At 63.0% G+C, this 22,084-nt stretch carries 23 protein-coding genes; 12 read left to right on the top strand and 11 right to left on the bottom strand.

The window, feature by feature from the left end; all coding sequences use genetic code 11:
• Window positions 1–151: 151 nt before the first annotated feature.
• From infA to trxB, 5 genes are all read right to left on the bottom strand, one after another.
• Window positions 152–370, bottom strand: coding sequence for a translation initiation factor IF-1 (gene infA / locus G3480_RS10155; protein ID WP_164451408.1), 219 nt, complete (start codon window positions 368–370; stop codon window positions 152–154).
• 365 nt (window positions 371–735) lie between these two features.
• Complete coding sequence (locus G3480_RS10150; protein ID WP_164653775.1) at window positions 736–1,500, bottom strand: arginyltransferase; 765 nt, start codon at window positions 1,498–1,500, stop codon at window positions 736–738.
• Complete coding sequence (aat, locus tag G3480_RS10145) at window positions 1,497–2,249, bottom strand: leucyl/phenylalanyl-tRNA--protein transferase (RefSeq protein WP_164653774.1); 753 nt, start codon at window positions 2,247–2,249, stop codon at window positions 1,497–1,499. The genes G3480_RS10150 and aat overlap by 4 nt, the downstream gene beginning before the upstream one ends.
• A gap of 33 nt (window positions 2,250–2,282) precedes the next feature.
• The gene (locus G3480_RS10140) at window positions 2,283–3,440 is read right to left on the bottom strand and encodes a GNAT family N-acetyltransferase (RefSeq protein ID WP_164653773.1); all 1,158 of its coding nucleotides are present in this window, start codon (window positions 3,438–3,440) and stop codon (window positions 2,283–2,285) included.
• A 181-nt stretch (window positions 3,441–3,621) separates the two neighbouring features.
• Window positions 3,622–4,587, bottom strand: coding sequence for a thioredoxin-disulfide reductase (gene trxB / locus G3480_RS10135; protein ID WP_164653772.1), 966 nt, complete (start codon window positions 4,585–4,587; stop codon window positions 3,622–3,624).
• A gap of 479 nt (window positions 4,588–5,066) precedes the next feature.
• Between trxB and G3480_RS10130 the strand changes: the two genes are divergently transcribed.
• The 8 genes from G3480_RS10130 (at window position 5,067) to G3480_RS10095 (ending at window position 12,320) form a co-directional block, all read left to right on the top strand.
• On the top strand, window positions 5,067–5,531 hold the full coding sequence (locus G3480_RS10130; protein WP_164653771.1) for a C40 family peptidase: 465 nt from the start codon (window positions 5,067–5,069) through the stop codon (window positions 5,529–5,531).
• Between the two features lie 153 nt (window positions 5,532–5,684).
• Complete coding sequence (locus tag G3480_RS10125) at window positions 5,685–6,047, top strand: high-potential iron-sulfur protein (RefSeq protein ID WP_164653770.1); 363 nt, start codon at window positions 5,685–5,687, stop codon at window positions 6,045–6,047.
• 316 nt (window positions 6,048–6,363) lie between these two features.
• Complete coding sequence (locus tag G3480_RS10120; protein ID WP_164653769.1) at window positions 6,364–7,215, top strand: hypothetical protein; 852 nt, start codon at window positions 6,364–6,366, stop codon at window positions 7,213–7,215.
• Between the two features lie 196 nt (window positions 7,216–7,411).
• Window positions 7,412–8,032, top strand: a complete 621-nt coding sequence (gene rlmE, locus G3480_RS10115) for a 23S rRNA (uridine(2552)-2'-O)-methyltransferase RlmE (protein WP_164653768.1) — start codon at window positions 7,412–7,414, stop codon at window positions 8,030–8,032.
• 77 nt (window positions 8,033–8,109) lie between these two features.
• Window positions 8,110–10,026 (top strand): ATP-dependent zinc metalloprotease FtsH, encoded by a 1,917-nt coding sequence (ftsH, locus tag G3480_RS10110; RefSeq protein ID WP_164653767.1) that lies wholly within the window; start codon window positions 8,110–8,112, stop codon window positions 10,024–10,026.
• Between the two features lie 4 nt (window positions 10,027–10,030).
• Window positions 10,031–11,365, top strand: a complete 1,335-nt coding sequence (gene glmM, locus G3480_RS10105; RefSeq protein ID WP_164653766.1) for a phosphoglucosamine mutase — start codon at window positions 10,031–10,033, stop codon at window positions 11,363–11,365.
• Between the two features lie 234 nt (window positions 11,366–11,599).
• The gene (locus tag G3480_RS10100; RefSeq protein ID WP_164653765.1) at window positions 11,600–12,034 is read left to right on the top strand and encodes an SRPBCC family protein; all 435 of its coding nucleotides are present in this window, start codon (window positions 11,600–11,602) and stop codon (window positions 12,032–12,034) included.
• Window positions 12,027–12,320, top strand: a complete 294-nt coding sequence (locus G3480_RS10095) for an RnfH family protein (RefSeq protein WP_164653764.1) — start codon at window positions 12,027–12,029, stop codon at window positions 12,318–12,320. Before G3480_RS10100 ends, G3480_RS10095 begins: the two co-directional genes overlap by 8 nt.
• A gap of 428 nt (window positions 12,321–12,748) precedes the next feature.
• Here G3480_RS10095 and G3480_RS10090 read toward each other — a convergent pair whose 3' ends face one another.
• The gene (locus tag G3480_RS10090; protein ID WP_164653763.1) at window positions 12,749–13,237 is read right to left on the bottom strand and encodes an outer membrane protein assembly factor BamE; all 489 of its coding nucleotides are present in this window, start codon (window positions 13,235–13,237) and stop codon (window positions 12,749–12,751) included.
• A gap of 136 nt (window positions 13,238–13,373) precedes the next feature.
• On the opposite strand from G3480_RS10090, the gene fur reads away from it, so the two are divergent.
• On the top strand, window positions 13,374–13,790 hold the full coding sequence (gene fur, locus G3480_RS10085) for a ferric iron uptake transcriptional regulator (RefSeq protein WP_164653785.1): 417 nt from the start codon (window positions 13,374–13,376) through the stop codon (window positions 13,788–13,790).
• Window positions 13,791–14,116: 326 nt separating this feature from the next.
• Here the strand turns inward: fur and cas2 are convergent, their stop codons facing one another.
• The 3 genes from cas2 to cas4 are packed head-to-tail and all read right to left on the bottom strand — an operon-like array spanning window position 14,117 to window position 16,001.
• Window positions 14,117–14,407, bottom strand: a complete 291-nt coding sequence (gene cas2, locus G3480_RS10080; protein WP_164653762.1) for a CRISPR-associated endonuclease Cas2 — start codon at window positions 14,405–14,407, stop codon at window positions 14,117–14,119.
• Window positions 14,408–14,445: 38 nt separating this feature from the next.
• Entirely contained in the window at window positions 14,446–15,366 is a 921-nt protein-coding gene (gene cas1, locus G3480_RS10075; protein ID WP_164653761.1) for a CRISPR-associated endonuclease Cas1, read from the bottom strand.
• 5 nt (window positions 15,367–15,371) lie between these two features.
• The gene (gene cas4 / locus G3480_RS10070) at window positions 15,372–16,001 is read right to left on the bottom strand and encodes a CRISPR-associated protein Cas4 (RefSeq protein ID WP_164653760.1); all 630 of its coding nucleotides are present in this window, start codon (window positions 15,999–16,001) and stop codon (window positions 15,372–15,374) included.
• A gap of 64 nt (window positions 16,002–16,065) precedes the next feature.
• On the opposite strand from cas4, the gene G3480_RS10065 reads away from it, so the two are divergent.
• Both G3480_RS10065 and G3480_RS10060 read left to right on the top strand, forming a co-directional pair.
• Entirely contained in the window at window positions 16,066–16,248 is a 183-nt protein-coding gene (locus G3480_RS10065; RefSeq protein WP_164653759.1) for a type II toxin-antitoxin system HicA family toxin, read from the top strand.
• Between the two features lie 4 nt (window positions 16,249–16,252).
• A complete protein-coding gene (locus G3480_RS10060; RefSeq protein ID WP_164653758.1) occupies window positions 16,253–16,669 on the top strand; it encodes a type II toxin-antitoxin system HicB family antitoxin in 417 nt (138 codons plus the stop codon).
• A 23-nt stretch (window positions 16,670–16,692) separates the two neighbouring features.
• Here G3480_RS10060 and G3480_RS10055 read toward each other — a convergent pair whose 3' ends face one another.
• Both G3480_RS10055 and mfd read right to left on the bottom strand, forming a co-directional pair.
• A complete protein-coding gene (locus G3480_RS10055) occupies window positions 16,693–17,340 on the bottom strand; it encodes a type I CRISPR-associated protein Cas7 (protein ID WP_240905733.1) in 648 nt (215 codons plus the stop codon).
• 184 nt (window positions 17,341–17,524) lie between these two features.
• Complete coding sequence (gene mfd / locus G3480_RS10050; RefSeq protein WP_164653756.1) at window positions 17,525–21,007, bottom strand: transcription-repair coupling factor; 3,483 nt, start codon at window positions 21,005–21,007, stop codon at window positions 17,525–17,527.
• A 677-nt stretch (window positions 21,008–21,684) separates the two neighbouring features.
• Here mfd and G3480_RS10045 point away from each other — a divergent pair.
• Window positions 21,685–22,050, top strand: a complete 366-nt coding sequence (locus G3480_RS10045) for a response regulator (protein WP_164653755.1) — start codon at window positions 21,685–21,687, stop codon at window positions 22,048–22,050.
• Window positions 22,051–22,084: the final 34 nt, after the last annotated feature.

The following is a 22,084-nucleotide window of genomic DNA, read 5'->3' as shown; positions in this document are numbered from 1 at the left end:
CTCTAACGGGGCCTTCGGTCGCGCCTCAGGTGTGACCGGAAGCCGCAGGGGACCAGCGTCGACAAAAGCGATACGAGCCCCGGAGCCTGCGAGCTTCGGGGTTCTCTTTTGTCTGGAGAAGCAGTTTTGGGTTGGCCGCGAAAGGGCTGTGTCAGCGCGCGCGGTAGACGATACGACCCTTGGTTAGGTCGTAGGGCGTGAGTTCGACGGTGACCTTATCTCCGGTAAGGATGCGGATGTAGTGCTTGCGCATCTTTCCCGAGATATGGGCCGTTACCGTGTGGCCGTTCTCGAGTTCGACACGAAAGACCGTATTGGGCAGGGTCTCCATGACCGTGCCTTCCATTTGGATGACGTCGTCTTTTGACATAGGCGTGGATTTGTTTGGGTTACAACGCAGGCTTCAAAGCTGCGGGATTGTAGCATAGAGGCTGGGCGAGCGGCAGGAGATATCGAAAGGAGCCTCAACACCTATGGGTTTCCCGAAATCAACCGGAACAGCCGCTCCAAGCCTGCGTAGCCAGGCCATCCTGGCCTGGTTTGCCAGGGCTGGAAGCCCTGGCTACATAAAACCGATAGGTGGTGAGCGAAAGGAGCAATCAGCGCTTTGTGAAGTGTGCATCAACAACTTCCCCCTTTTCGCAAAGGGGCCTAACTTCCCCCCTTTCGCAAAGGGGGGCTAGGGGGGATTTCGGGCGGCATCGCTCGCATCGGGAAACAAGGATGGGCATTTTCTTAGTGTCCATGCAAGCTGAGCTTTTCGGCGCGCTCGAAACGTCTCCAGAGCTGCCCATCCCAGGCTTCGATGGGGCGAAATCGCTCCTTGTATGACATCTTGCGGCAGGCACCGATCCAATAGCCGAGGTAGAGGTAAGGCAGTGCTAGCCTGCGCGCGGCCTCAATCTGCGCAAGCACGGCAAAGGTCCCTGGCGCGCGAGCGCGCTCCTCCGGGTCGAAGAAGGTGTAGACGGCCGACAGGCCCTGATTGAGAACATCCGTGACGGCGACGCCGATGAGTCGGTCTTCCAAGCGCAGTTCGAGGAATCGGGTGGTCCCGCCCCAGTGCTCGACCAAGAAGCGTCGGTAGCTTTCCTCGCTGGTGTCCTCGGCCATGGATCCATCAGGGTGCCGGTCGAGCAGATAGCGCTGATAGAGCGCGAAGTGCTCATCCACGAAGGCAGAGGGACGATCGACGAGGCTCAGTTCGCTGGCATTGCGTTTCCAGTTACGACGTTGTGAGCGATCTGGCTGAAAGGCGTTCACCGGGATGCGGACCGGAACGCAATGAGCGCAGCCGCGGCAAGCCGGGCGGTAGACATGGGCGCCGCTGCGGCGGAAACCCTGGTCGATGAGAATCTGGTAGGTGGCGTTGTCGATCCTCGCGGTCGGGTCGACAAAGAGGGTGCGGGCGAGTTGGTCGTCCAGGTAAGAGCAAGCGTGGTCGGCCGTCATGTAGAGCGAGAGGTGGCGCCCGTGGTTGTGATCGACTGACTGGGTCATGATGGCGCGACATTGTCCGCTTCGGCAAGGGGCCAAATCCTGTTGGAACTCCGTGGTGGGGCGCCGTCATCCCAGCTTCCGCATCGGTTCGGGGCGTCGCAGTAGCGGTTGAGTAGGGTGATGAACTCCGAGCGCGGGATCTCGATCGCGCCCATGCTCACGAGGTGGTCGGTGCGCATCTGGCAGTCGACGACACCGAACCCCCAGTCATCGAGCGTCTTGCAGAGATGGACCAAGGCGACCTTGGAGGCATCCGTGACGCGGCTGAACATGGACTCGCCGAAGAAGGCCCCGCCAATGGCCACTCCGTAGAGGCCGCCAACCAGCCTGCCTTCCGCCCAAACCTCGACGGAGTGTGCCAGTCCTCGCGCGTGCAGGGCTTCGTAGGCCGCAATCATCTTTGGAATCAGCCAGGTTCCGCCGTCCGCTTCGCGTGGTTGTGAGCAGCCATGGATGACTCCGGCGAAATCGCGATCCAGGGTGACGGAAAGCAGGTCCTTGCGCAGACGTTTGCGCAGGCTGCGGGAGACGCGAATCTTGTCTGGAAAGAGCACGGTCCTGGGGTCTGGTGACCACCATAGGATAGGGTCGTCGGCGCTGAACCAGGGAAAGATGCCGCGCCGATAGGCGTGCTCCAGGCGCGTGGGCGAAAGGTCCCCGCCGACGGCAAGCAGTCCGTTGGGTTCCCGCAGCGCCTGTCGCGCATCGGGGAAGCTCGTGCGATTGTTGGGGTCGAGTAGGGCGATCATGACGGCGCGGTTCTGCGAAGCTCAGTCTGCCTCTCAAGTGGGATCCATGGCAGTGTCGGACCGATAGGGACTGCGTCTATCCATCTCCACGATATAGTCGTCCATCGACTGAGTCTCCGCCAGGAGAAATCGAGAAACGGCAGATCGGAAGTCGGGCTCGGCGATCCAATGGGCGGACCAGGTGCGCGTCGGCAAGAAACCGCGACTGATCTTGTGCTCGCCTTGCGCGCCTGGTTCGAAACGCTCGAGACCCTTCTCGATGCAGTGGTCGAGGCCCTGATAATAGCAGGCCTCGAAGTGCAGGCTGTGGTAGTCGCGAAAACAGCCCCAGTGACGTCCATAAAGCGAGCGGGGGCCGAGGAGATTGAATGCGGCGGCGACCACGGCGGGGCCATCGTAGGCGAGCACCAGCAGCAATTGCTCGCCCATAGACTCCGCGATCTGCAGGAAGAAGGGCAGTGTCAAGGTCGGGAGACCGCCGCGCTTGTCGAAGGTATCGCAGTACAGCTGGTGGAAGATGGCCCATTCGGCTTCTGTCACCGCGTCGCCGCGCACGCGTCGGATGCGCAGGCCGCTCTCGGCGACGCGGCGGCGTTCGCGCTTGATCATCTTGCGCTTGGCGGCGCTGAGGCTGGATAGAAAGTCGTCGAAGGTCGCGTAGCCGCGCGTTTGCCAATGGAACTGGCAGCCGACACGTCGCATCAGGCCAGTCTTTTCCAACTGGGTCGTCTCCTCGTCCGTGGTGAAGAGCCAGTGCAGAGAGGAGACGCCGAGTCGCTCCGCGACCTGGACCGCCCCTTGGGCAAGCGCTCGCGCGAGCGCATCCGGCTGTTGCGCGCGCCCCCTGAGGATGCGTGGGCCGGTTGCCGGTGTGTAGGGCGAGGCGATGACCAATTTGGGATAGTAGCGCCGGCCGCTGCGCTCATAGGCATCGGCCCAGCTCCAATCGAAGACGAATTCGCCGTATGAATTCAGCTTGATGTAGCAAGGCGCGGCCGCGACCACGCGGTCATTGTCGTCGCGCAGCGCGAGATGGGTTGGAATCCAGCCGAGCCGCTCGCCAACGCATCCGTGCTCCTCCATCGCGTGAAGGAACTCATGGCGCATGAAGGGCGTGTCGGGATCGGCGAGCGCATTCCAGGTGGGTGCGGGAATCTCGGCGATTGTCGAATGCGTTGTGAGTTTGTACATCAAATCCGGAAGGTCGTTACGTCATGACCTCTCAGATAGGGGCGTCTCACGGTCAGCCAATCCAGGCAACCGGGTTCCCTTCTCGGCAACTCGGTTCCGAGCCAGGCGGTCGTTCGGAATCTCTCGGTTGAGTACAAGGGGTTGCGCCGACGGCGAAGGCTGCTGCGTCGTCGGCCCGGCGTCAGTTTCCGGAAGACTCAAGGGCGTCGAGGTACTTCTCGGCGTCCAGTGCCGCCATGCAGCCGCTGCCGGCCGAGGTGATCGCCTGGCGATAGACCTGATCCATGACATCTCCGGCGGCGAAGACGCCCGGCACTGAGGTGGCGGTTGCATTGCCCTGGGTGCCGCTTTGAACCTTGAGATAGCCGTTGTTCATCTCGAGCTGCCCTTCGAACATTTGCGTGTTCGGCTTGTGTCCGATGGCGATGAAGACGCCTTGCAGGTCGACGTCTTGCGTGGATCCGTCCTTCACGCTCTTGATGCGCATTCCGGTGACGCCCGTCGCATCGCCAAGGATGTCGTCGAGCAGGTGACTCCAGGCGATCTTGATATTGCCTTTCTCCACCTTTTCGAAGAGGTGCTTTTGCAGAATCTTCTCGGCACGCAGGGCGTCGCGTCGATGGACCAGCGTGACCTCGGAGGCAATGTTGGAGAGGTAGAGCGCCTCTTCCACCGCAGTGTTGCCGCCGCCGATAACCGCGACCTTTTGATTGCGATAGAAAAAACCGTCGCAGGTTGCACAGGCTGAAACGCCCTTGCCACGGAATTCCTGCTCTGAGGGCAGCCCGAGATACATGGCGCTCGCACCGGTGGCGATGATCAGCGCATCGCAGGTATAGACGGCGGAGTCACCGACCAGTTTGAACGGACGGGTGCTCAGATCGACCGAATTGACATGATCGAAAATGATCTGCGTCTCGAAGCGTTCGGCGTGACGTCGCATCCGGTCCATCAGCTCAGGACCCTGCACGCCATCTGGGTCGCCGGCCCAGTTGTCGACATCGGTCGTGGTCATCAGCTGGCCGCCTTGCTCCAGGCCGGTGACCAGCACGGGATTCAGGTTGGCGCGGGCTGCATAGACAGCGGCGGTGTAGCCGGCGGGACCGGATCCCAGGATCAGTAGCCGGCAGTGCTTGGTTTCGCTCATGCGTTCAACTCCAAAGGCGCTTGAGGGGACCCGAATCCGCGAAGGCTGGTGCCTTCGGCTAGCGAGGATCCGCGGAGGTAGAGAAATCTGTATCGAGCTGACAAAGGTGCCTCTTGATGCCTTCCGGGCGGCTGACGCGAATCGGGCCTGAAAGCGGCTGAATACGACATTGCGGGAGCGGGCCCCCGCCGCGACGCCATGCGGTGTTGCTGGGGCTGACCGCGCCAAGGGCGGCGCTTCCAAGCCTGTGCCGAAGAGCCGCGTCAGCGCGGCAAGCCTGCCTGGAGCACAGATAGCTGCGTAAATGTAAGTGTTGATTGCGCCGAGGTAAAGCCTGTCGGCGGTGCTGCGGCCCAGGCCCTAGGCGAGTGCGCCGACGCTGATCGTCAGAGGGGTGTTGCGATTCTGAAAACGAGGTGAAAATGCTCGATAGAGTCTCTATGATTACAAGTCATTAGCCCTTGAATCGAGAGTTGTTTATGAGGAGATGCCGCGCGCTCGATCAGAACTTGCTCCTTGTCATCTGCCTGGCCCTGCTGGTCTCCGGCTGTGCCGGACTCGGGGGCTCGGGCGGGAAACGCTCGGACCTGGTGCACAACGGACTCGCGCAGGTCGGCAAGCCCTATGTCTGGGGTGCTGAGGCGCCGCGGGAGGGTTTCGACTGCAGTGGGCTGACCTACTATGCCCACAGTCAGGCTGGACTCTCCATTCCCCGCACCGCAGCCGCGCAGCACAAGGCCGCCAAGCGTGTCAGGCGTGGGCGCTTGCGAGCGGGTGATCTGGTTTTTTTCAAGACGGGGCCGGACTCCTACCACGTCGGGCTGATGGTCGATGAGGGGCGCTTCGTGCACGCCTCGACGTCGCGCAAGCAGGTCCTCGTGTCCAAGCTCGATACCAAGTACTGGAGGTCCCACTTCATCGGTGCCGGCACTTTCGTTAGATGATCGCCTCTAACTGTAGACGACGGTTGCCCGTGGCAATGTCACGGCGGAACGCTCGCCTTTTTCAGCCCAGTGTTGCACAATGGCGGGCGGCTCTCGGCAACCGGCTGGGAGTGTCGGAATCACCACACTGTGCCTTAACTAGGAGTGACATTCATGTCTGATAAGCCAATGAGCAAGAGCCGTCGCGACGCCGTCAAGGTTATGCTCGGCACTGCAGCAGCCATCCCGGTGATCAACATGGTCGGCTTGGGCACCGCGCGCGCGCAAGCCCCTGCAAACGCTGTCACCGCGGACGATCCTACCGCTCAGGCCCTGAAGTACCACGCAGACGCGGCCGCGTCCGAGCGTGTTGCCTCTGCGCGTCCGGGCCTTCCGCCCGATCAGCAGCATTGCGCGAACTGCAACTTCATGTTGGCAGATGTCGGTGAAGGTGATTACAAAGGCTGCCAGCTCTTCCCTGGCAAGCTGATCAACGTCAACGGCTGGTGCGCTTCCTGGACCTTGAAGGCAGGCTGAGCAGGTCGTCTCGATTCTCGGAATCGAAAACGGGGCTTCGGCCCCGTTTTTCGTTGGCTGTGAAAGGGGTCTCTGTCCTGCCGCCGCTTGCGATCTAGCCTTGAGATCGAAGGAGACGGCCAAAGCATTGTTATGTTATGACGGCCAAGGCCGTGTCCTCCTGGGCTGCGTCGGTGCTCGATGGGCTCCCGGTCAGATGTCAGCGGGAGCGGTTGGCTTTCCGGGGCATCCTTGAGTTGGATCATAGGGGGACGAGCCATTGCTCGGGCATTCTTATGGTTCTTTGCAGTCACTCTCTTTTGCGGAATTCTTGGCGATGGCCACCCCGTCCGAAACAACCTCCGACTTTGCCAATGCGCGCCCTTATGAGCGCTTAGGTTCTCGCCCCGTCTCGTCCGCGTCGCGCGTCAGACTCGCCTTCATGAGGGCGATCGTCTGGAGCCTGATCGGCATGATCTACGCGCCGCTGTTCACCGGCCTTCTCGAACTCATGAGCGGAGCCGGGCTAGGTGTGTCCGCCTATCCGCTTGCCTCGGGCCTTGCTGCAGGGGCTGGCGCTGTGCTCTATGGCGCGCGCGAACTCGCGCTGCTCAGCACTGGCATCGGCGCTGTGGCGGGGGTTGCTGTCTTGATCTTGCTCTCTGAAGGGGCGACGCTGACAAATGTCGTCGTCGTCGCCTCCGTGCTTGCCGCCGCAGTTGGCTTGACGGTCGCTTTTCCGCGGCGCTGTTCGCGCCATGTGCCCGGCAAGTTGCTCGCGGGGCTCAGTTCGGGCGCCTTTGGCGGCGTGGTGCTTGCCGTGGTCGAGCCGCTGCATCCAGCACCCTTCTCGACCTTCGTCATCCTGGCATTTCTCGTCAGCGTCAGCGGCGTGCTCTATGTTGGATCGGTGCGCGCCTGGGTTCGGATCTCGCGGCGGCTCAGGCTGGAATCGCGCCCTTGCTATCTCATAGAGGCCGCGGTCATGGCGATCTTGGCGGGCATCGCTGCGGGCAGCGTCTGGATGGTGGCGGCTCCCTTGCTGGGTGCCGAGGGCGGGCTGCCGCAGCTCGCGGCCGTGACCATGCACCACGAGATTCAGACGGCGGTTGTTGGCGGGCTGCTCGGTGGCGGGCTAGCGGGATTTCTGCTGGAGATCTTTCGCTTCTCCTGGGTGCACGACATCTGATCCGCGCGGGGCGCTCATGGGGTCGAATCGGCCGTCGGTTCGATGGGATTCGCCGGATGCATGGGATTTCTATATCCTGTGAGTCTTGGTCTCATCCCTTGTAAGTCTTGTCGCGAGCCTGTGCTCGGTCGCGCAAGACCCTTATCCGCGCCGTCGTTCGATCGAATGGCGGCAGCGGCGACCCGCAGCAGACTCCATGGCAAAGACGAAATCTAGCCGGCGCTGGCTCGACCGCCACGTCAACGATCCCTATGTCAAGCGAACGCAGCAGGACGGCTATCGTTCGCGTGCCGCTTACAAGCTGCTCGAGATCCAAGAGAAGGACCCTGTACTCAAGCCCGGTATGCGCGTGCTCGATCTGGGCGCGGCGCCTGGCAGCTGGTCGCAGATCGCCAGTCGTCTGGTCGGTGCCCGTGGTCAGGTGATCGCGCTCGATATCCTGGCGATGGACCCGCTGGCGGATGTTTGCTTCATCGAGGGTGATTTTCGCGAAGACGAGGTTCTCGACCAGCTTCGCGATGCCTTGGGTGGTGAGCCGCTGGATCTGGTGCTTTCGGACATGGCCCCCAATATCACCGGAACGACGGTGGTCGACCAGACGCGCGCGATGTACTTGATCGAGCTAGCCTTGGATCTAGCGCGCGAGCAGTTGAAACTAGGTGGGGCCATGGTCGTCAAAGCTTTCCATGGCGCGGGCTTCGACGACTATGTGCGCGACCTGCGTACGAGCTTCAAGCAGGTCGCCACGCGCAAGCCGAAATCCTCCAGGCCGGAAAGCCGCGAGGTATTTCTCGTCGCACGAGGCTTTCATCATTGAGCCGTCGGTGCTAGTTTTCCCCGTTTATCCGGGCCTTTTACTCGATCGAATTCTAGGGGCAGCAAGCCGTGAGTGACATGGCGAAGAACATATTACTTTGGGTGGTCATCGCCATTGTGCTGATGTCCGTCTTCAACAATTTCACCACGACCAAATCCAGCCCGAGGAGTTTGAACTACTCGGACTTCATCGAGCAGGTGAAGGCTGGAAGCGTGAAGGAGGTGACGATTCAGGGGCGGATGGTCGAGGGTGTCACGGCGACGGGCCAGCACTTCTCCACCTACAGCCCGGGCGACGACGGGCTCGTCGGGGACTTGCTGAACAATAACGTCATCATCAAGGCCGCACCGCCCGAGAAACAGTCGGTGCTGATGCAGGTCCTGATCAACTGGTTCCCGCTGTTGATCCTCGTCGGGCTATGGATCCTCTTCATGCGCCAGATGCAGGGCGGCGCTGGTGGTCGCGGGGCCATGTCCTTCGGTAAGAGCCGGGCGCGCATGTTGTCCGAGGATCAGGTGAAGGTCACCTTCCAGGACGTGGCGGGCGCCGAGGAGGCCAAGGACGAAGTCTCCGAGATGGTCGATTTCCTGCGCGACCCGAACAAGTTCCAGAAGCTCGGCGGTAAGATCCCCAAGGGCGTGCTCATGGTCGGCCCGCCCGGCACGGGCAAGACGCTCCTGGCTCGCGCCATCGCCGGCGAGGCCAAGGTGCCGTTCTTCACCATTTCGGGCTCGGACTTCGTCGAGATGTTCGTCGGCGTGGGTGCTTCTCGCGTGCGCGATATGTTCGAGCAGGCCAAGAAGCACGCACCCTGCATCATCTTCATCGATGAGATCGACGCCGTGGGTCGTCACCGTGGCGCCGGTTTGGGCGGCGGTCACGATGAGCGCGAGCAGACCCTGAATCAGCTCCTGGTCGAGATGGACGGATTCGAGGGTAATGAGGGCGTCATCGTCATCGCGGCGACCAACCGCCCAGACGTCCTTGACCCGGCGCTGCTGCGTCCAGGGCGTTTCGATCGTCAGGTGGTGGTCCCGCTGCCTGACGTGCGCGGGCGCGAGCAGATCCTCAAGGTGCACATGCGTAAGATCCCGGCAGGCGAGGACGTCAGGGCCTCGGTGCTGGCGCGTGGTACCCCAGGCTTCTCCGGTGCCGACCTCGCCAACCTGGTCAACGAGGCGGCGCTCTTCGCGGCGCGCTCGGACAAGAAGATGGTCGACATGGACGACATGGAGAAGGCCAAGGACAAGATCATGATGGGCGCCGAGCGGCGCTCCATGGTGATGTCCGAGGACGAGAAGAAGCTCACGGCCTACCACGAGTCCGGCCACGCCATCGTCGGCCGCCTGGTGCCCGATCACGATCCGGTGCACAAGGTCAGCATCATCCCGCGCGGCCGCGCGCTGGGTGTCACGCTCTTCCTGCCCGAGGACGACCGCTTCAGCTACAGCAAGCAGCGGCTCGAAAGTCAGGTCTCCAGCCTCTTCGGCGGACGCGTGGCCGAGGAGCTGATCTTCGGTGAGGAGAGCGTCACCACGGGGGCGCAGAACGACATCCACCGCGCGACCGAGATCGCACGCAACATGGTCACCAAGTGGGGGCTATCCGACCGACTCGGTCCGCTGACCTACAGTGAAGACGAGCAGGAGGTCTTCCTCGGCCACTCGGTGACGCAGCATAAGAGCGTCTCTGACGAGACCACCCACGTCATCGACGAGGAGATTCGCAGCATCGTCGAGCGCAACTATGAGCGCGCCCGCGGCCTGCTGGTCGAACACATGGAGCATCTGCATGCCATGGCGGGCGCGCTGATGAAGTACGAGACCATCGACTCGGATCAGATCAACGACATCATGTCAGGCCGTGCGCCGCGTCCGCCCAAGGATTGGGACGACGAGGAGCCGCGTCGTCCTGTCAAGCCCAGTGGCGAGTCGGAGGGCGCATCTGGCGCCGTCGACGGCGGTCAGGTGGGAAGCCCGGCCGGGGAGCACTGAGCCGATGCGGCACTACTTCGGAACGGACGGGATCCGTGGAACCGTGGGTGAGGGCTGTATCACGCCCGATTTCGTGCTCAAACTCGGCTGGGCGGCTGGCCGAGTGCTCGGCAAGGGCAGTGGGAAGGTCCTCATCGGTAAGGACACGCGCATCTCCGGCTACATGTTCGAGTCGGCGCTCGAGGCCGGGCTGGCCGCCGCCGGAGTCGACATTCGCTTACTTGGGCCCATGACGACGCCCGGAGTCGCCTACCTGACGCGTACCTTTCGGGCAAATGCCGGCATCGTCATCACGGCGTCGCACAACCCCTATCAAGACAACGGCATCAAGTTCTTCTCCGCCGACGGTGACAAGCTTCCGGACGAGGTCGAGCTAGCCATCGAGGCGGAGCTGGAAAAGCCCATCAAGACGGTGGATTCCAGCAAGCTGGGCAAGGCCAAGCGGGTCGATGACGCCAACGGGCGCTACATCGAATTCTGCAAGAGCACCATCCCGTCGACCATGAACTTCCGCGATCTCAAGCTTGTTGTCGACTGTGCCAACGGTGCGACCTACAACACTGCGCCCTGCGTCCTCGAGGAGTTGGGTGCGACCGTGGTCCGCGTCGGCACCGAGCCGGACGGATTCAACATCAATCGCGGTGTGGGGTCGACCAAGCCCGAGGCGCTGTGCCAGGCGGTGATCGACCAGGGGGCGGATCTCGGCATCGCCTTCGACGGAGATGGTGATCGGGTCCTCATGTCCGACTCCAAGGGCAATCTGGTCGACGGCGACCAGTTGCTCTACGTGATCGCAAAGTCACGCTTGATTGCCGGGGCCATGCGTGGCGAGGTCGTGGGCACGCTCATGAGCAACCTCGGCTTCGAGCATGCGCTTCAGCGTCTCGAGATTGGCTTCGTGCGCACCAATGTCGGCGACCGCTACATCATGGAGCGCCTAAAGGGCTCGGACGGCATTCTCGGCGGCGAGCCTTCGGGACACATCATCTGCCGCGATCGGACCACGACCGGCGACGGGATCGTCTCCGCGCTCCAGGTCCTCGCCGCCATCAAACGCTTGGACACCTCTCTCGACGAGCTGAGCGCGGAAGTAGAGCGCTATCCTCAGATTCTCATCAATGTGCGTCTCGACCAGCGGCGCGACATCGTGGGTCTGCCTGCGGTGCAGGATGCCGTACTGACCGTGGAGCGCGAGCTTGGCGACCGCGGCCGGGTTCTGCTGCGGGCTTCGGGGACGGAGCCTTTGGTGAGGGTCATGGTCGAAGGCAGTGACCAGCAAGAAGTCACTCGGTTCGCAGAGCATCTTGCCGGCGTAGTGCGCGAGCAGATCAGTGCCTGAGCGCAAGCCGGTCCTCTAACCCCGAACGCAGGCAGCGGCTCGGCCAAAACCCCAAGGAAACGCTGACACCATGTCTTGCAGGCATTGATTGGCGCGGGGCTTGAAAACGCAGCAGCTCGAAGACGTTCCGGGCCTTTGAAGCCAAAGCGCGACAGCCTGCGCCAGGCATTCATGGCGGCAGCGTCAAGAGGGACCGCCGCGGGGACGTCATGCAGAAGAAGTTTCGGATCTACTGTGGCAATTGTTAAGAAAAGCGCACTGGTGCAGCACTCGGCATCGCAGATGTTCGACCTCGTCTACGACGTGGGCTCCTATCCAAAATTTCTGCCCTGGTGCAGCAACTCACGGGTCATCTCGGAGACCGACAAGAAGATCTGCGGTCAGATCGAGGTGCAACGCATGGGTATCCACCAGACCTTCAGTACCTGCAATGAATTCGAGCGGGACAGGCTGATGAACATCGACCTGCTGGACGGTCCCTTCCGCAAGCTGGTCGGTGCCTGGCGCTTTACGCCTTTGCGCGAGGACGCGTCCAAGGTCGAACTGGAGCTGGAGTTCGAGTTCTCGGGGCGCCTGATCGACAAGGCCTTTGGCGGCGTCTTCAATCAGATCGCCAACACCCTGGTGGATGCCTTCTGCAAGCGCGCGGACGAGGTCCACGGTGATTGACTACATCCAGGTCTCGGTCGCCTACGTGGGTCCGGAAGGCCAGGCGCTAAGGAATTTGGAAGCGCGCACTGGCACGGGCGCCGAAGAGGCCATCAAGCAATCCGGAATCCTGGGGCAGTTTCCGGAGATCGACTTGGCGACCAACAAGATCGGCATCTTCGGCAAGCTCGTCAAGCCGGATCAGGAACTGCACGACGGTGATCGCGTCGAGATCTATCGGCCCTTGATCGCAGACCCCAAAGAGGCCCGCAAGCGGCGTGCTGCTGGGTCCAGTCAAGGGACTTAGGTGATTTCCGGGAAACAACATACCCGTAGTTCCGATCCCGTAGGATGGGCAAAGCCCTGGCGATGCGCTTCTTTCGGCGTGCCGAGGGGCGCGGGGCGTGCCCATCATCCCAGCTCAGCGCTTTGAAAGTCGCCATCAACAACTTCCCCCCTTTCGCAAAGGGGGGCCAGGGGGGATTTCGGGCGGGATCCTTCGCATCGGGAAACAATTGATGAGCGCTTTCTTTGCAGGATGGGCACGTCCGTCCAGCGCCGAGGTGACGCTCAAGCCCCGAGTACGGACTTTGCCCATCCTACCGCCCCGCGCCTTTTGGGTAAGGTCATTTCCGGAGTTCGCCTTAGGCGGGCCCAAGGCGATCGTCGGAAAATCCCGCAGACTCCCGATTCGGACAATGGCGCAAGCGGCTTTAGCCAGCACTAGGCGCCTGCTCAGTCCTTGGGCTCCAGTCCAACAGCCTTGAGGCCCCTGCTCAGCACCCCTTTACGCTGATCATAATCAGGTACGGTGACCAGAATCTCTTTCTGCTCGCGCTCCTCGGCCCGATTCGCATCGGGCCGGATATCGCCCGCCATCCGCGCCAGCACGTCATCCTGGAAATAGAGGGTCAGATCGCGTTGTTCCATCTTCTGGTGGCCGCGCCTGATGGTGTAGACGTAGTCCCAGCGGTTGGTATGGAAGAAATCGGTGAGCAAAGGCGTGCCGAGCACGAACTCCACCTGGCGCTTGGTCATGCCCAGCTCCAGGCTATCCACCATCTCCTCCGTGATGATATTGCCCTGTTGTACCGTCATCTTGTAGACGAAGGGGAGGTCTTCGAGCACCGAACTCTTATATTCATCAGGCTTCTTATCCCGCGCACAGCCAATGCTGATGGCCGCTAGGCAGGCGATGATGGTAAAACTGAAAATCTTTCGCATCTTGATCTGGCAAGTAGTTTGCGATAAACCGCCGCATCATACAGCAGCGCTGCCCCCGGGTTGTAGGGGGAAAGCAGAGGATCCACGCCGATTTCAGCGGTGAGTGGCAGAAACACAACAAGACGGGGAGAGCCAATTGGAGAACCAGCAGATCAAAGCTGCAGGACTCAAGGTCACAGCACCTCGAGTCAAGATCCTGGGGATTCTGGAGACCTGTGGCAAGCGCCACATGAGCGCTGAGGACGTCTACAAAGAGCTTCTTAGCCAAGATCAGGAGATCGGTCTCGCCACGGTCTATCGCGTCCTCACTCAGTTCGAGGGTGCCGGGCTCGTCTGCCGACGCCACTTCGAGGGCGGACAATCCGTCTTCGAACTCAACAGCGGCGAGCACCACGACCACTTGGTGTGCATCAAGTGCGGGAGCATCGTCGAGTTCGTTGATTCTATCATCGAGAAGCGTCAGGCCAAGATCGCGGCCGAGAACAATTTCAAGATCGAAGACCATTCACTCGTCGTCTACGGCATCTGCGGCGACTGTCAGAAACCTCGCTGAGAATTTTCCTTGCCTTGGGCACCTGCTCCCATCGGTCTTGTGCTTGGGCCAAAGGATGATTGAGGCCGGCGATGGTTAAGGACTTCAAGGACTGCAATGACCCCAGGGGCGTTTCGATCCGCGCCCGGCCAGTTGGCCGGGCGATGCAGCGCCGCTGTAACCGATTGATTCAGAAACGCTGCAGGGCGATGTTGCGCGAACCGCTCCGCGTACGCAACCCGGAGGGTGCGGAAGCGGCTGGATTTGCTGATCGCTGCTTAAAGGAATCAATGACTTGGGTGCGGCGCGAACCTCCCGGGATTTCGCCGTCACTTGGGGTTCGCGCGTCATACCAGCAGGGGGCCGTCGAAATCGATCGAGCGGAACACGCCATGCTGTTTGACGCGCATCCCGCGCGGTTCGGTGATGCGGTAGAAGCACAGGTTGTCTTTCTCCAGGTCGATCTCGGCCAGGAGTTCGCGCTCCAGTGCCTCGAACTGCATCTGGTCGATCTCGCATTCGAAGACGGATTTCTGCACCCGTTGGCCGACGCGCTCGCAGACCTTGGCGACGCGGCGCAGGCGCCGGCGACCTTCGGGGGTTTCCGTGGAGACATCGTAGGTGGCGATGATCAGCATGGGGCGATGATCCCTGGTGACTGGTGATGGTTCGGCGCCTATTTGGCGAGGAAGGGCAGATAGCCTTCCATGTCGCCGCGCAGGGTGCGCGCCAGAAAACGGGCCTGGACGAAGGGCAGGAGCCCGAGCGGGACCTTGCTCTCCAGGAGCGGATGGGTCACTTCCTCCTGCTTGCGCGCCTGCCAGGCGGTGACGACGGCGCGGCGGCCGCTGTCGTTGAGCATCACGGCGCCGCCCTCGCGTGCGTCGAAGTCGGCGGCGCCGACCTGTCCGCGATTGATGAGCGTCAGCGACAGCCGGTCGGCGAGGATGGAGCGGAATTCCTCCTGCAGGTCTAGGGCGAGCGCGGCGCGTCCCGGCCGCACGGCGTGCAGGAAACCGAGCTGAGGATCCAGCCCAACGGTCTCGATGGCGGAGCGGCAGTCGTTCATCAGCATGGCGTACAAAAAGGAGATGAGCGCGTTGAAGCGGTCCAGCGGGGGGCGACGAGTCGCGTCGCGGGCGGCGCGCAGCGAGGCGGCGAGGGCGTCGGCGGTCTTGCCGAGGGTGCTTGCCTCCGCCGCGTCGCTTGCCTCCCGTGCACCGCGCTGCAGGACCGAGCGGCTGTTCCTGAGCTTGCCGGCGATCATGGCGCGGGCGTGCTCCAGCGTGACCGCGCCAGCGCTGGCAGCCTGGTGCTGGGCCTGACGCAGCAGGATGTTGCCCGAGACAGGCCCCTCCAGCCGCGCCTTGAAGCGGCCGGAGTTGTCGAGCAGGACCAGCGATTTCCCCTCGTCCGCCAGCCGATGCATGAGCGCCGGGGAGATCAGGACGTTGCCGAAGCAGACCAGGGTGCCGATGTGGTGCAGGGGTACCCGCAGCTTGGTCTCCCGCTCCACATCAATGCGCACGGTGGCGTTGTCCAGGTGGGCATAGGCGTTGGGGGTCATGACGTAGAGGGTGTTCTGGATGGTCTGCATGGTCGCTAATCCATGGCGCCGTTCGGGTCGAAGAGGGTGTCGCGCAGCGCGCGCTGTTTCGTCCGCGCGGCGATGGCCTCCGGTTGGCAGAGATCCTTGAGGGAGCATTCGCGGCAGCGCTGATCGTTCACGGGCGGGGGCAGGCGGCCGGAGGTCAGCATGGCGCGGATCGCCTCGGCGGTTTGCGCGACCAGGGCGCGCAGCTCTGGGGTGAATGTCACCTCCCGGCGGCGACGGCTGGAGGCGTGATAGATGGCGCCGGCGGGGACGGGGCGGCCGAACATTTCTTCTAGGCAGATCGCCTGGGCGGTCAGCTGCAGGTCGTCATTCAGCCATTTTCGCCTCGGACCGTGCTTGTACTCGACCGGAAACAGGGTGCCGTCCGGCCAGTGCTCGACGACATCGCACTTGCCGATGAGCCCCGCAGCTTGGCTCCAGACCGGCAATGCATAGTCCAGGCGCGCGCCATCCTTGCCCGCTAAATGCGCGGCGCAATCGACCCGCTCATGCTCCGCATTGCCGCGAGCGGTGTGGACGTTCTGGTCGAACTCGCCTTCCAGATAGATCAACCCGCACCGCCGAGGACAGTAGGCGTATTGGTTCAGGGCGGAAAGGTTGATGGCTTCGTGGGTCATTGCATCCTCGGTGGATCTCGCAAGGCATTGACAAACACAACAGTAGTGTTTAGATCCATGCGCCATGAACTCGAAGGAATTCAAGCGCTGGCTCGCCAAACAGGGCGCGACCTTTCAGACCGGGAAAGGATCGCACCTGAAAATTTTCCTGAACGGTCGCCAGTCCGTGATGCCGATGCACCATGCCGAGCTGAAAACCGGCACGGTCGAAGCCATCAAGAAGCAACTCGGATTGAAAGGAGATTGAAGCCATGTTCGATTACCCCGTCATTCTCGAAGCCCAGCCCGAGGGCGGCTTTGTCGTGATCTTCGCGGACGTTCCCGAGGCCATCACGCAGGGCGAGGATGAAGACGAAGCCCTGCTCTATGCCGTCGATGCGCTGGAAACCGCGCTCTCGTTCTATGTCGAGACGCGCCGTCCATTGCCTGTCCCCTCTGCGGCGGCCGGGCGTCCGACCGTGCGCCCATCGGCCCTGGAATGCGCCAAGCTCGGCGTCTACCAGGCCATGACCGAGCAGGGCATCCGCAAGGCCGAACTGGCGCGACGCCTAGGCTGGCACCTGCCGCAGGTGGATCGGCTGTTCGATCTCAAACACGCCTCGCGCTTCGATCAGATCGAGGCCGCCGCGCGTGTTCTGGGCCGCACGATCGAGGTGCGGGTCTCCTGACGCCTGGGAATCGGCGTGCCGCGTTAAACCGGAGTTGCAGCAGGGGTTCTCCCATCGACCAGCAATTCCACCCCGGCGGGCAGACGCTCTGGATAGACCTTGACCACATAGTCGGCGAAGGTGCGCGGCGAGCCTTGCAAATCCGCTCGACGCTCGATCTCGATGATGGCATTCACCTGCTCGCGGCCAGGCTGGGAGAAATCCAGCAATCGGTGGGCCGGGGCGCAGCCGAGCATGGCTTGCCGGACCCGCTGGGTGGCATCGCTGTCAGTGCCGACGTGTTTGAAGACATAGAGTCCACGGCAGGACATGACGCCCTTGGAGGCGGAGCGGTCGTGGTCCCACATGCCGAGCAGCGCCTCCCAAAGGTGGGCGAGATCCGCGTCGGAAAAGCCGGTGCCTTGGGCGAGATGGGCCGAGACGAAGCCCTTGCAGGCATAGAGGCCGTAGGGGATCAGGGCCTTGCGGCCCATGGTGCGGAGTTCATCCGCGGGTTGCCGCTCTTCCCATGCACGAAATTCCGCTGACCCAATATTGGCGCCCTTGATGTCATTGTCGGCGACAGCCATCCGCGTGATGGAGGCATCCATGGGTAGGATCGGATCGAGCGAGGGGGAGAAGGAGACTTGCACGGGACCGCGAACCTGCCCCGCGTTCGGGCCGGTTGACATCACTGCGTCCATCCAGCGCCGAGGTGGCATTCGCGCTTGGAGCGCGGACTTTGCCCATCCGAGCTACCGATCCGTCATCGGCCGTGGGAGCGGCGCCCCGCCGCGATCGGTTGTTCGGAGCGGCATCCGTCGCGCCGGGGCGGCGCTCCCACCTTTGTCGGTCGACATTCCTGCGCTGCTCCGGTCAGCCCGTCAATTGCTCGACGACGGTTCTGATCTGCCGCAGCCGCTGCTCCGGCTCCGCCATCTCGCGGAAGAACTTCAGCTTGTCCGCGCCATCCAGCTTGAATTCCTTGGGCTTGGTCTGGACCAGTCGGATGAGGTTGGCGGGGTCGATCTTGGGCGAATCGGTGAAGTGGATGCGTCCGCTGCCCGGGCCCGCTTCGATCTTGCGAATGCCCCAGGGCTGGACCTTGAGCTTGAGTTCGGTGATGTCGATCAGGTTCTTGGCTGGATCTGGCAGGGTGCCGAAACGGTCGATCATCTCCACCTGGACCTCGCGCAGGGCGTCCCGGTCGGCGGCGCTGGCGATGCGTTTGTACATGACCAGACGGGCGTGGACGTCGGGCAGGTAGTCGCTCGGCAGCAGGGCGGGGATGCCGAGGTCGATCTCGGCGCCGTGGTCGAGCGGGCGGTCCAGCTCCGGCGTGCGGCCGGCCTTGAGGGCGTCGACGGCGCGTTCGAGCAGCTCCATGTAGAGGGTGAAGCCGATCTCGGTGATCTGGCCGGATTGATCGTCGCCGAGCAGCTCGCCGGCACCGCGGATCTCCAGGTCGTGCGTCGCCAGGGTGAAGCCGGCGCCCAGGTCTTCCATGGACTCGATCGCCTCCAGCCGCTTCTTGGCGTCCGCCGTCATCGCCTTGGCCGGGGGCGTGATGAGGTAGGCGTAGGCGCGGTGGTGCGAGCGCCCGACCCGCCCGCGCAGCTGGTGGAGCTGGGCGAGGCCGAGCTTGTCGGCGCGGTTGATGATGATGGTGTTGGCGCTGGGGACGTCGATGCCGCTTTCGATGATGGTGGTGCAGATCAGCAGGTTGAAACGCTGGTGGTAGAAGTCGCGCATGACGCGCTCCAGGTCGCGCTCGCGCATCTGGCCGTGGGCGACCTGGACGCGGGCCTCCGGGATCAGCGCCTCCAGCTTTTGCGCCTGGTTCTCGATGGTCTCGACCTCGTTGTGGAGGAAGTAGACCTGACCGCCGCGCTTGAGCTCGCGCAACACGGCCTCTTGGAGCAGCGCGTCGTTCCAGGCACTGACGAAGGTCTTGATGGGGTGACGCTCGACCGGCGGCGTGGCGATGATGGAGAGGTCGCGCAGGCCGGACATGGCCATGTTGAGCGTCCGCGGGATGGGTGTGGCGGTCAGGGTGAGGATGTCGACCTCGCTGCGCAGGTTCTTCAGCTGCTCCTTGTGACGGACGCCGAAGCGGTGCTCCTCGTCGATGATGGCCAGCCCCAGGTTCTTGAACCGGATGCTGGGCTGCAGCAGCTTGTGGGTGCCGACGACGATGTCGACGGTGCCGGCCTCGAGCCCTTCCAGGATCTTTTTCTGCTCTTTGGTGGTGCGAAAGCGCGACAGGCTCTCCACCCGGACGGGCCAGTCGGCGAAGCGGTCGGAGAAGTTCTCGAAGTGCTGCTCGGCCAGCAGGGTGGTTGGCACCAGCACGGCGACCTGGCGTCCGCCATTGACGGCCATGAAGGCGGCGCGCATGGCGACCTCGGTCTTGCCGAAGCCGACGTCGCCGCAGACCACGCGGTCCATGGGCTTGGGGTCGGCCATGTCATCCAGCACGGACTCGATGGCGCGCAACTGATCCGGCGTCTCCTCGAACGCGAAGGCTGCGGCGAAGGCGGCGTACTCATCCCCATGCTTCGGAAAGGCCACGCCCTGACGTGCTGCGCGGCGGGCGTAGATGTCCAGCAATTCGGCGGCGACGTCATGGGCCTTCTGCGCGGCCTTGCGTTTGACCCGGTCCCATTGATCGCCGCCGAGGCGGTGCAGCGGTGCGCTCTCGGGCGAGGCGCCGGTGTAGCGCGAGATCAGATGCAGCGAGCTGACCGGGACATAGAGCTTGTCCCCCTTGGCGTACTCCAGGGCCAGGAACTCGGCGATCATGCCGCCGACCGCGAGCGTTTGCAGCCCGAGGTAGCGTCCGACCCCATGGTCTTCATGCACCACGGGTGCCCCTTCGGTCAGCTCCGTGAGGTTGCGGACGATGGCGTCGCTGTCGCGCTCGCGGGCCTTTCGGCGCCGCTCCTGGCGCACGCGCTCGCCATAGAGCTGGGTCTCGGTGACGATGGCGATGCCGGCCTGCTCGAGCAGCAGTCCTTGCTCGATCGGGGCCACGGTCAAGCCGAGGCGCTGATCACCCTCGAGGAAGGCTTGCCAGCCCGGAACCTGGCGCGCCTGGATACCGAATCCCTGAAGGTGCTCGGCGAGCATCTCGCGGCGGCCGGTACTCTCTGCGCCGAACAGCACCCGTAGTCCTGGCCTGTCCAGAAAGCCCTTGAGCGCCTGGGCCGGCTCGGCCGCACGCGCCTGCACGGCGAGTGGCGGGAGGGTCGTGGTCGCGAAGTTGGCGACACCCGCGTAGCCGCGCCTGCGCTCGGGGATCTCGGGCGACTGGTAGAGGATGCCGGCGTGCCGATTGAGTGCGCCCGCGAGTTGGTCAGGCATCAAGTAGAGCCGCTCTGGAGCGAGCAGCGGGCGTTCCAGGTCATGGCGCCGCTGCTCGTAGCGCTGCTGCACCCCTTGGTAGAAGGACTTGCCGGTCTCGCGACAGTCTGCCGGCTCTAGCACCAGGGCATCTTCTGGCAGATAGTCGAACAGGGTCGCCGTCTCCGCGAAGAAGAGTGGCAGATAGTATTCGACGCCCCCGGGCGCGTTGCCGTTCGAGACCTCGCGGTAGATGAAACTGCCTTTGGGATCGCCTTCGAGCGCCGCCCGGTAGCGCTGCCGGAAACCGGCGACGGCGTCCTCGTCGAGGGGAAACTCGCGAGCGGGGAGCAGGCGGATCTGGTCGATCTTTTCGCTGGAGCGCTGTGTGTCCGGATCGAAGGTGCGGATGGTATCGACCTCGTCGTCCATGAGGTCGATCCGCAGCGGCACCTGACTGCCCATGGGGAAGACGTCCAGCAGGGAGCCGCGCACCGCGAACTCGCCATGACCGATGACTTGGGAGACACAGGAATAGCCGGCGCGCTCCAGACGTTGTCGAGTCAGATCCAGATCAAGGCGCTCACCAACTTTGAGCACCAGGGAGTGCCCGTCGACGTACTCGCGCGGCGGCAGGCGCTGCATGAGGGTCGGAACCGGCACGACCAGGACGCCGCGCTGCACCTGGGGCAGCCGATGCAGCGTCAGCAACCGCTCCGAGACCAGCTCGGGCAGCGGCGAGAAGACGTCATAGGGCAGCGTCTCCCAATCCGGAAAGCCGAGGATCTGGAGGTCCGTCCCTGCCAAGAAGAAGGCCAGCTCGGCCCTCAAATTGGTGGCGGCCTGAACGTCTTGGGTGAGCGCCAGGATCAACCCGGAATGCCGCCGGGCCGCGCCAGCGATGGCGAGGGCGGCGCCGGAGCCGTAGAGGCGCCCCCAGAGCAGTCGCTCGCCAGGGCGTTGCGGCAGCGGTGGATCGAGCGGCGAATGGAGCTGGGTCGGTGCCTCCGAATGCATTGTCTGGATAGGGCCTCAGGTCATCGAAAAGGAACTGGATTTTCGCATAGCATCGGCGCGGCTGCAGGGCGATCGGCCAGCGATGCCAAGCGCGACGCCGAAGGTGGAACCGCTGCGCGTTGCATCCTCTACAAGGTGATGCCGTTACGAGGTGATACCGTTACGAGGTGATGCCGTCGCGATGGCCGGCTTTACGACCAACGCCCCCCGGCAATTGGGGATGGGTCAAAGACTTTGTGATTGCGCGCTCCGGCTGGCGGTGGGGTCTGCGTTGGGCGATGCAGTTCACACAACGCAGTCGCTGCATCGGAGACACTCACGCCCTTGGAGCGATGAGGGGGCGATGGTTGGTCGCCGCTCTTGCAGAGCTTGGTGAGGCTCGAAACCGAGCAGGCTCCACATCCCTAGATGTGATCAGGTTCAATGAAATGGAAATTGTTCCCTAGGGCGCGTTGTCGCGCACCAACTCCGGAACTATAAGTGCGGGGGGATTAGCCGTCGACTGGGTGGCGATGAGCGGTGCAGTCAAGATGAGCGGTGTATAAAAGGGGCGGGCCTCGCCTCGGCTCGGGCAAGGCCGGCGAGAGGTCGGGCGATGTGTATCGACAGGAATGGGATGGGGCCTCACCGGGTCGCCTCTCGAATTCAGAACCACAGTAATCTTCAGGGCGCATGCCATGGCTAAGACGATTCTCACAGTGGACGACTCTCCGTCCATTCGCCAGATGGTCACCTTCACCTTGAAAGGTGCGGGCTACTCGGTGTCGGAAGCGGTTGACGGGCAGGACGGGCTCGACAAGGCCCGCTCCGGGAGCTTCAACCTCATCTTCACCGACCAGAACATGCCGCGCATGGACGGGCTGACGCTCATCAAGCAGCTGCGTGCCATGCCGCAGTACAAGACGGTTCCCATCCTCATGCTCACCACCGAGTCCAGCGATGCCATGAAGACCCAGGGACGCGCCGCCGGCGCGACTGGCTGGCTGGTCAAGCCGTTCGACCCGCAGAAGCTCTTGGACGTCGTCCGCAAGGTCATCGGCTGAGCCAGCCGCAGAGTCAAAGACGAGAGGCCTTGGA

Origin of the sequence: Thiorhodococcus mannitoliphagus, assembly GCF_010915725.1 — a bacterium.
Lineage (GTDB): Bacteria > Pseudomonadota > Gammaproteobacteria > Chromatiales > Chromatiaceae > Thiorhodococcus > Thiorhodococcus mannitoliphagus.
Note: the sequence above shows the minus strand (reverse complement) of the source record. Positions and strands in the feature narration are given on the sequence as shown.

Bases quoted from the DNA above. Each gene is read 5' to 3' on its own strand.
- ftsH (WP_164653767.1), top strand. From the start codon at position 8,110: ATGGCGAAGAACATATTACTTTGGGTGGTCATCGCCATTGTGCTGATG.
- cas4 (WP_164653760.1), bottom strand. From the start codon at position 16,001: ATGACCCACGAAGCCATCAACCTTTCCGCCCTGAACCAATACGCCTAC.
- aat (WP_164653774.1), bottom strand. From the start codon at position 2,249: ATGATCGCCCTACTCGACCCCAACAATCGCACGAGCTTCCCCGATGCG.
- mfd (WP_164653756.1), bottom strand. From the start codon at position 21,007: ATGCATTCGGAGGCACCGACCCAGCTCCATTCGCCGCTCGATCCACCG.
- infA (WP_164451408.1), bottom strand. From the start codon at position 370: ATGTCAAAAGACGACGTCATCCAAATGGAAGGCACGGTCATGGAGACC.
- trxB (WP_164653772.1), bottom strand. From the start codon at position 4,587: ATGAGCGAAACCAAGCACTGCCGGCTACTGATCCTGGGATCCGGTCCC.
- G3480_RS10060 (WP_164653758.1), top strand. From the start codon at position 16,253: ATGTTCGATTACCCCGTCATTCTCGAAGCCCAGCCCGAGGGCGGCTTT.
- rlmE (WP_164653768.1), top strand. From the start codon at position 7,412: ATGGCAAAGACGAAATCTAGCCGGCGCTGGCTCGACCGCCACGTCAAC.
- G3480_RS10055 (WP_240905733.1), bottom strand. From the start codon at position 17,340: ATGTCAACCGGCCCGAACGCGGGGCAGGTTCGCGGTCCCGTGCAAGTC.
- cas2 (WP_164653762.1), bottom strand. From the start codon at position 14,407: ATGCTGATCATCGCCACCTACGATGTCTCCACGGAAACCCCCGAAGGT.
- G3480_RS10045 (WP_164653755.1), top strand. From the start codon at position 21,685: ATGGCTAAGACGATTCTCACAGTGGACGACTCTCCGTCCATTCGCCAG.
- cas1 (WP_164653761.1), bottom strand. From the start codon at position 15,366: ATGCAGACCATCCAGAACACCCTCTACGTCATGACCCCCAACGCCTAT.
- G3480_RS10125 (WP_164653770.1), top strand. From the start codon at position 5,685: ATGTCTGATAAGCCAATGAGCAAGAGCCGTCGCGACGCCGTCAAGGTT.
- G3480_RS10140 (WP_164653773.1), bottom strand. From the start codon at position 3,440: ATGTACAAACTCACAACGCATTCGACAATCGCCGAGATTCCCGCACCC.
- G3480_RS10150 (WP_164653775.1), bottom strand. From the start codon at position 1,500: ATGACCCAGTCAGTCGATCACAACCACGGGCGCCACCTCTCGCTCTAC.
- G3480_RS10090 (WP_164653763.1), bottom strand. From the start codon at position 13,237: ATGCGAAAGATTTTCAGTTTTACCATCATCGCCTGCCTAGCGGCCATC.
- G3480_RS10065 (WP_164653759.1), top strand. From the start codon at position 16,066: ATGAACTCGAAGGAATTCAAGCGCTGGCTCGCCAAACAGGGCGCGACC.
- G3480_RS10120 (WP_164653769.1), top strand. From the start codon at position 6,364: ATGGCCACCCCGTCCGAAACAACCTCCGACTTTGCCAATGCGCGCCCT.
- glmM (WP_164653766.1), top strand. From the start codon at position 10,031: ATGCGGCACTACTTCGGAACGGACGGGATCCGTGGAACCGTGGGTGAG.
- G3480_RS10130 (WP_164653771.1), top strand. From the start codon at position 5,067: ATGAGGAGATGCCGCGCGCTCGATCAGAACTTGCTCCTTGTCATCTGC.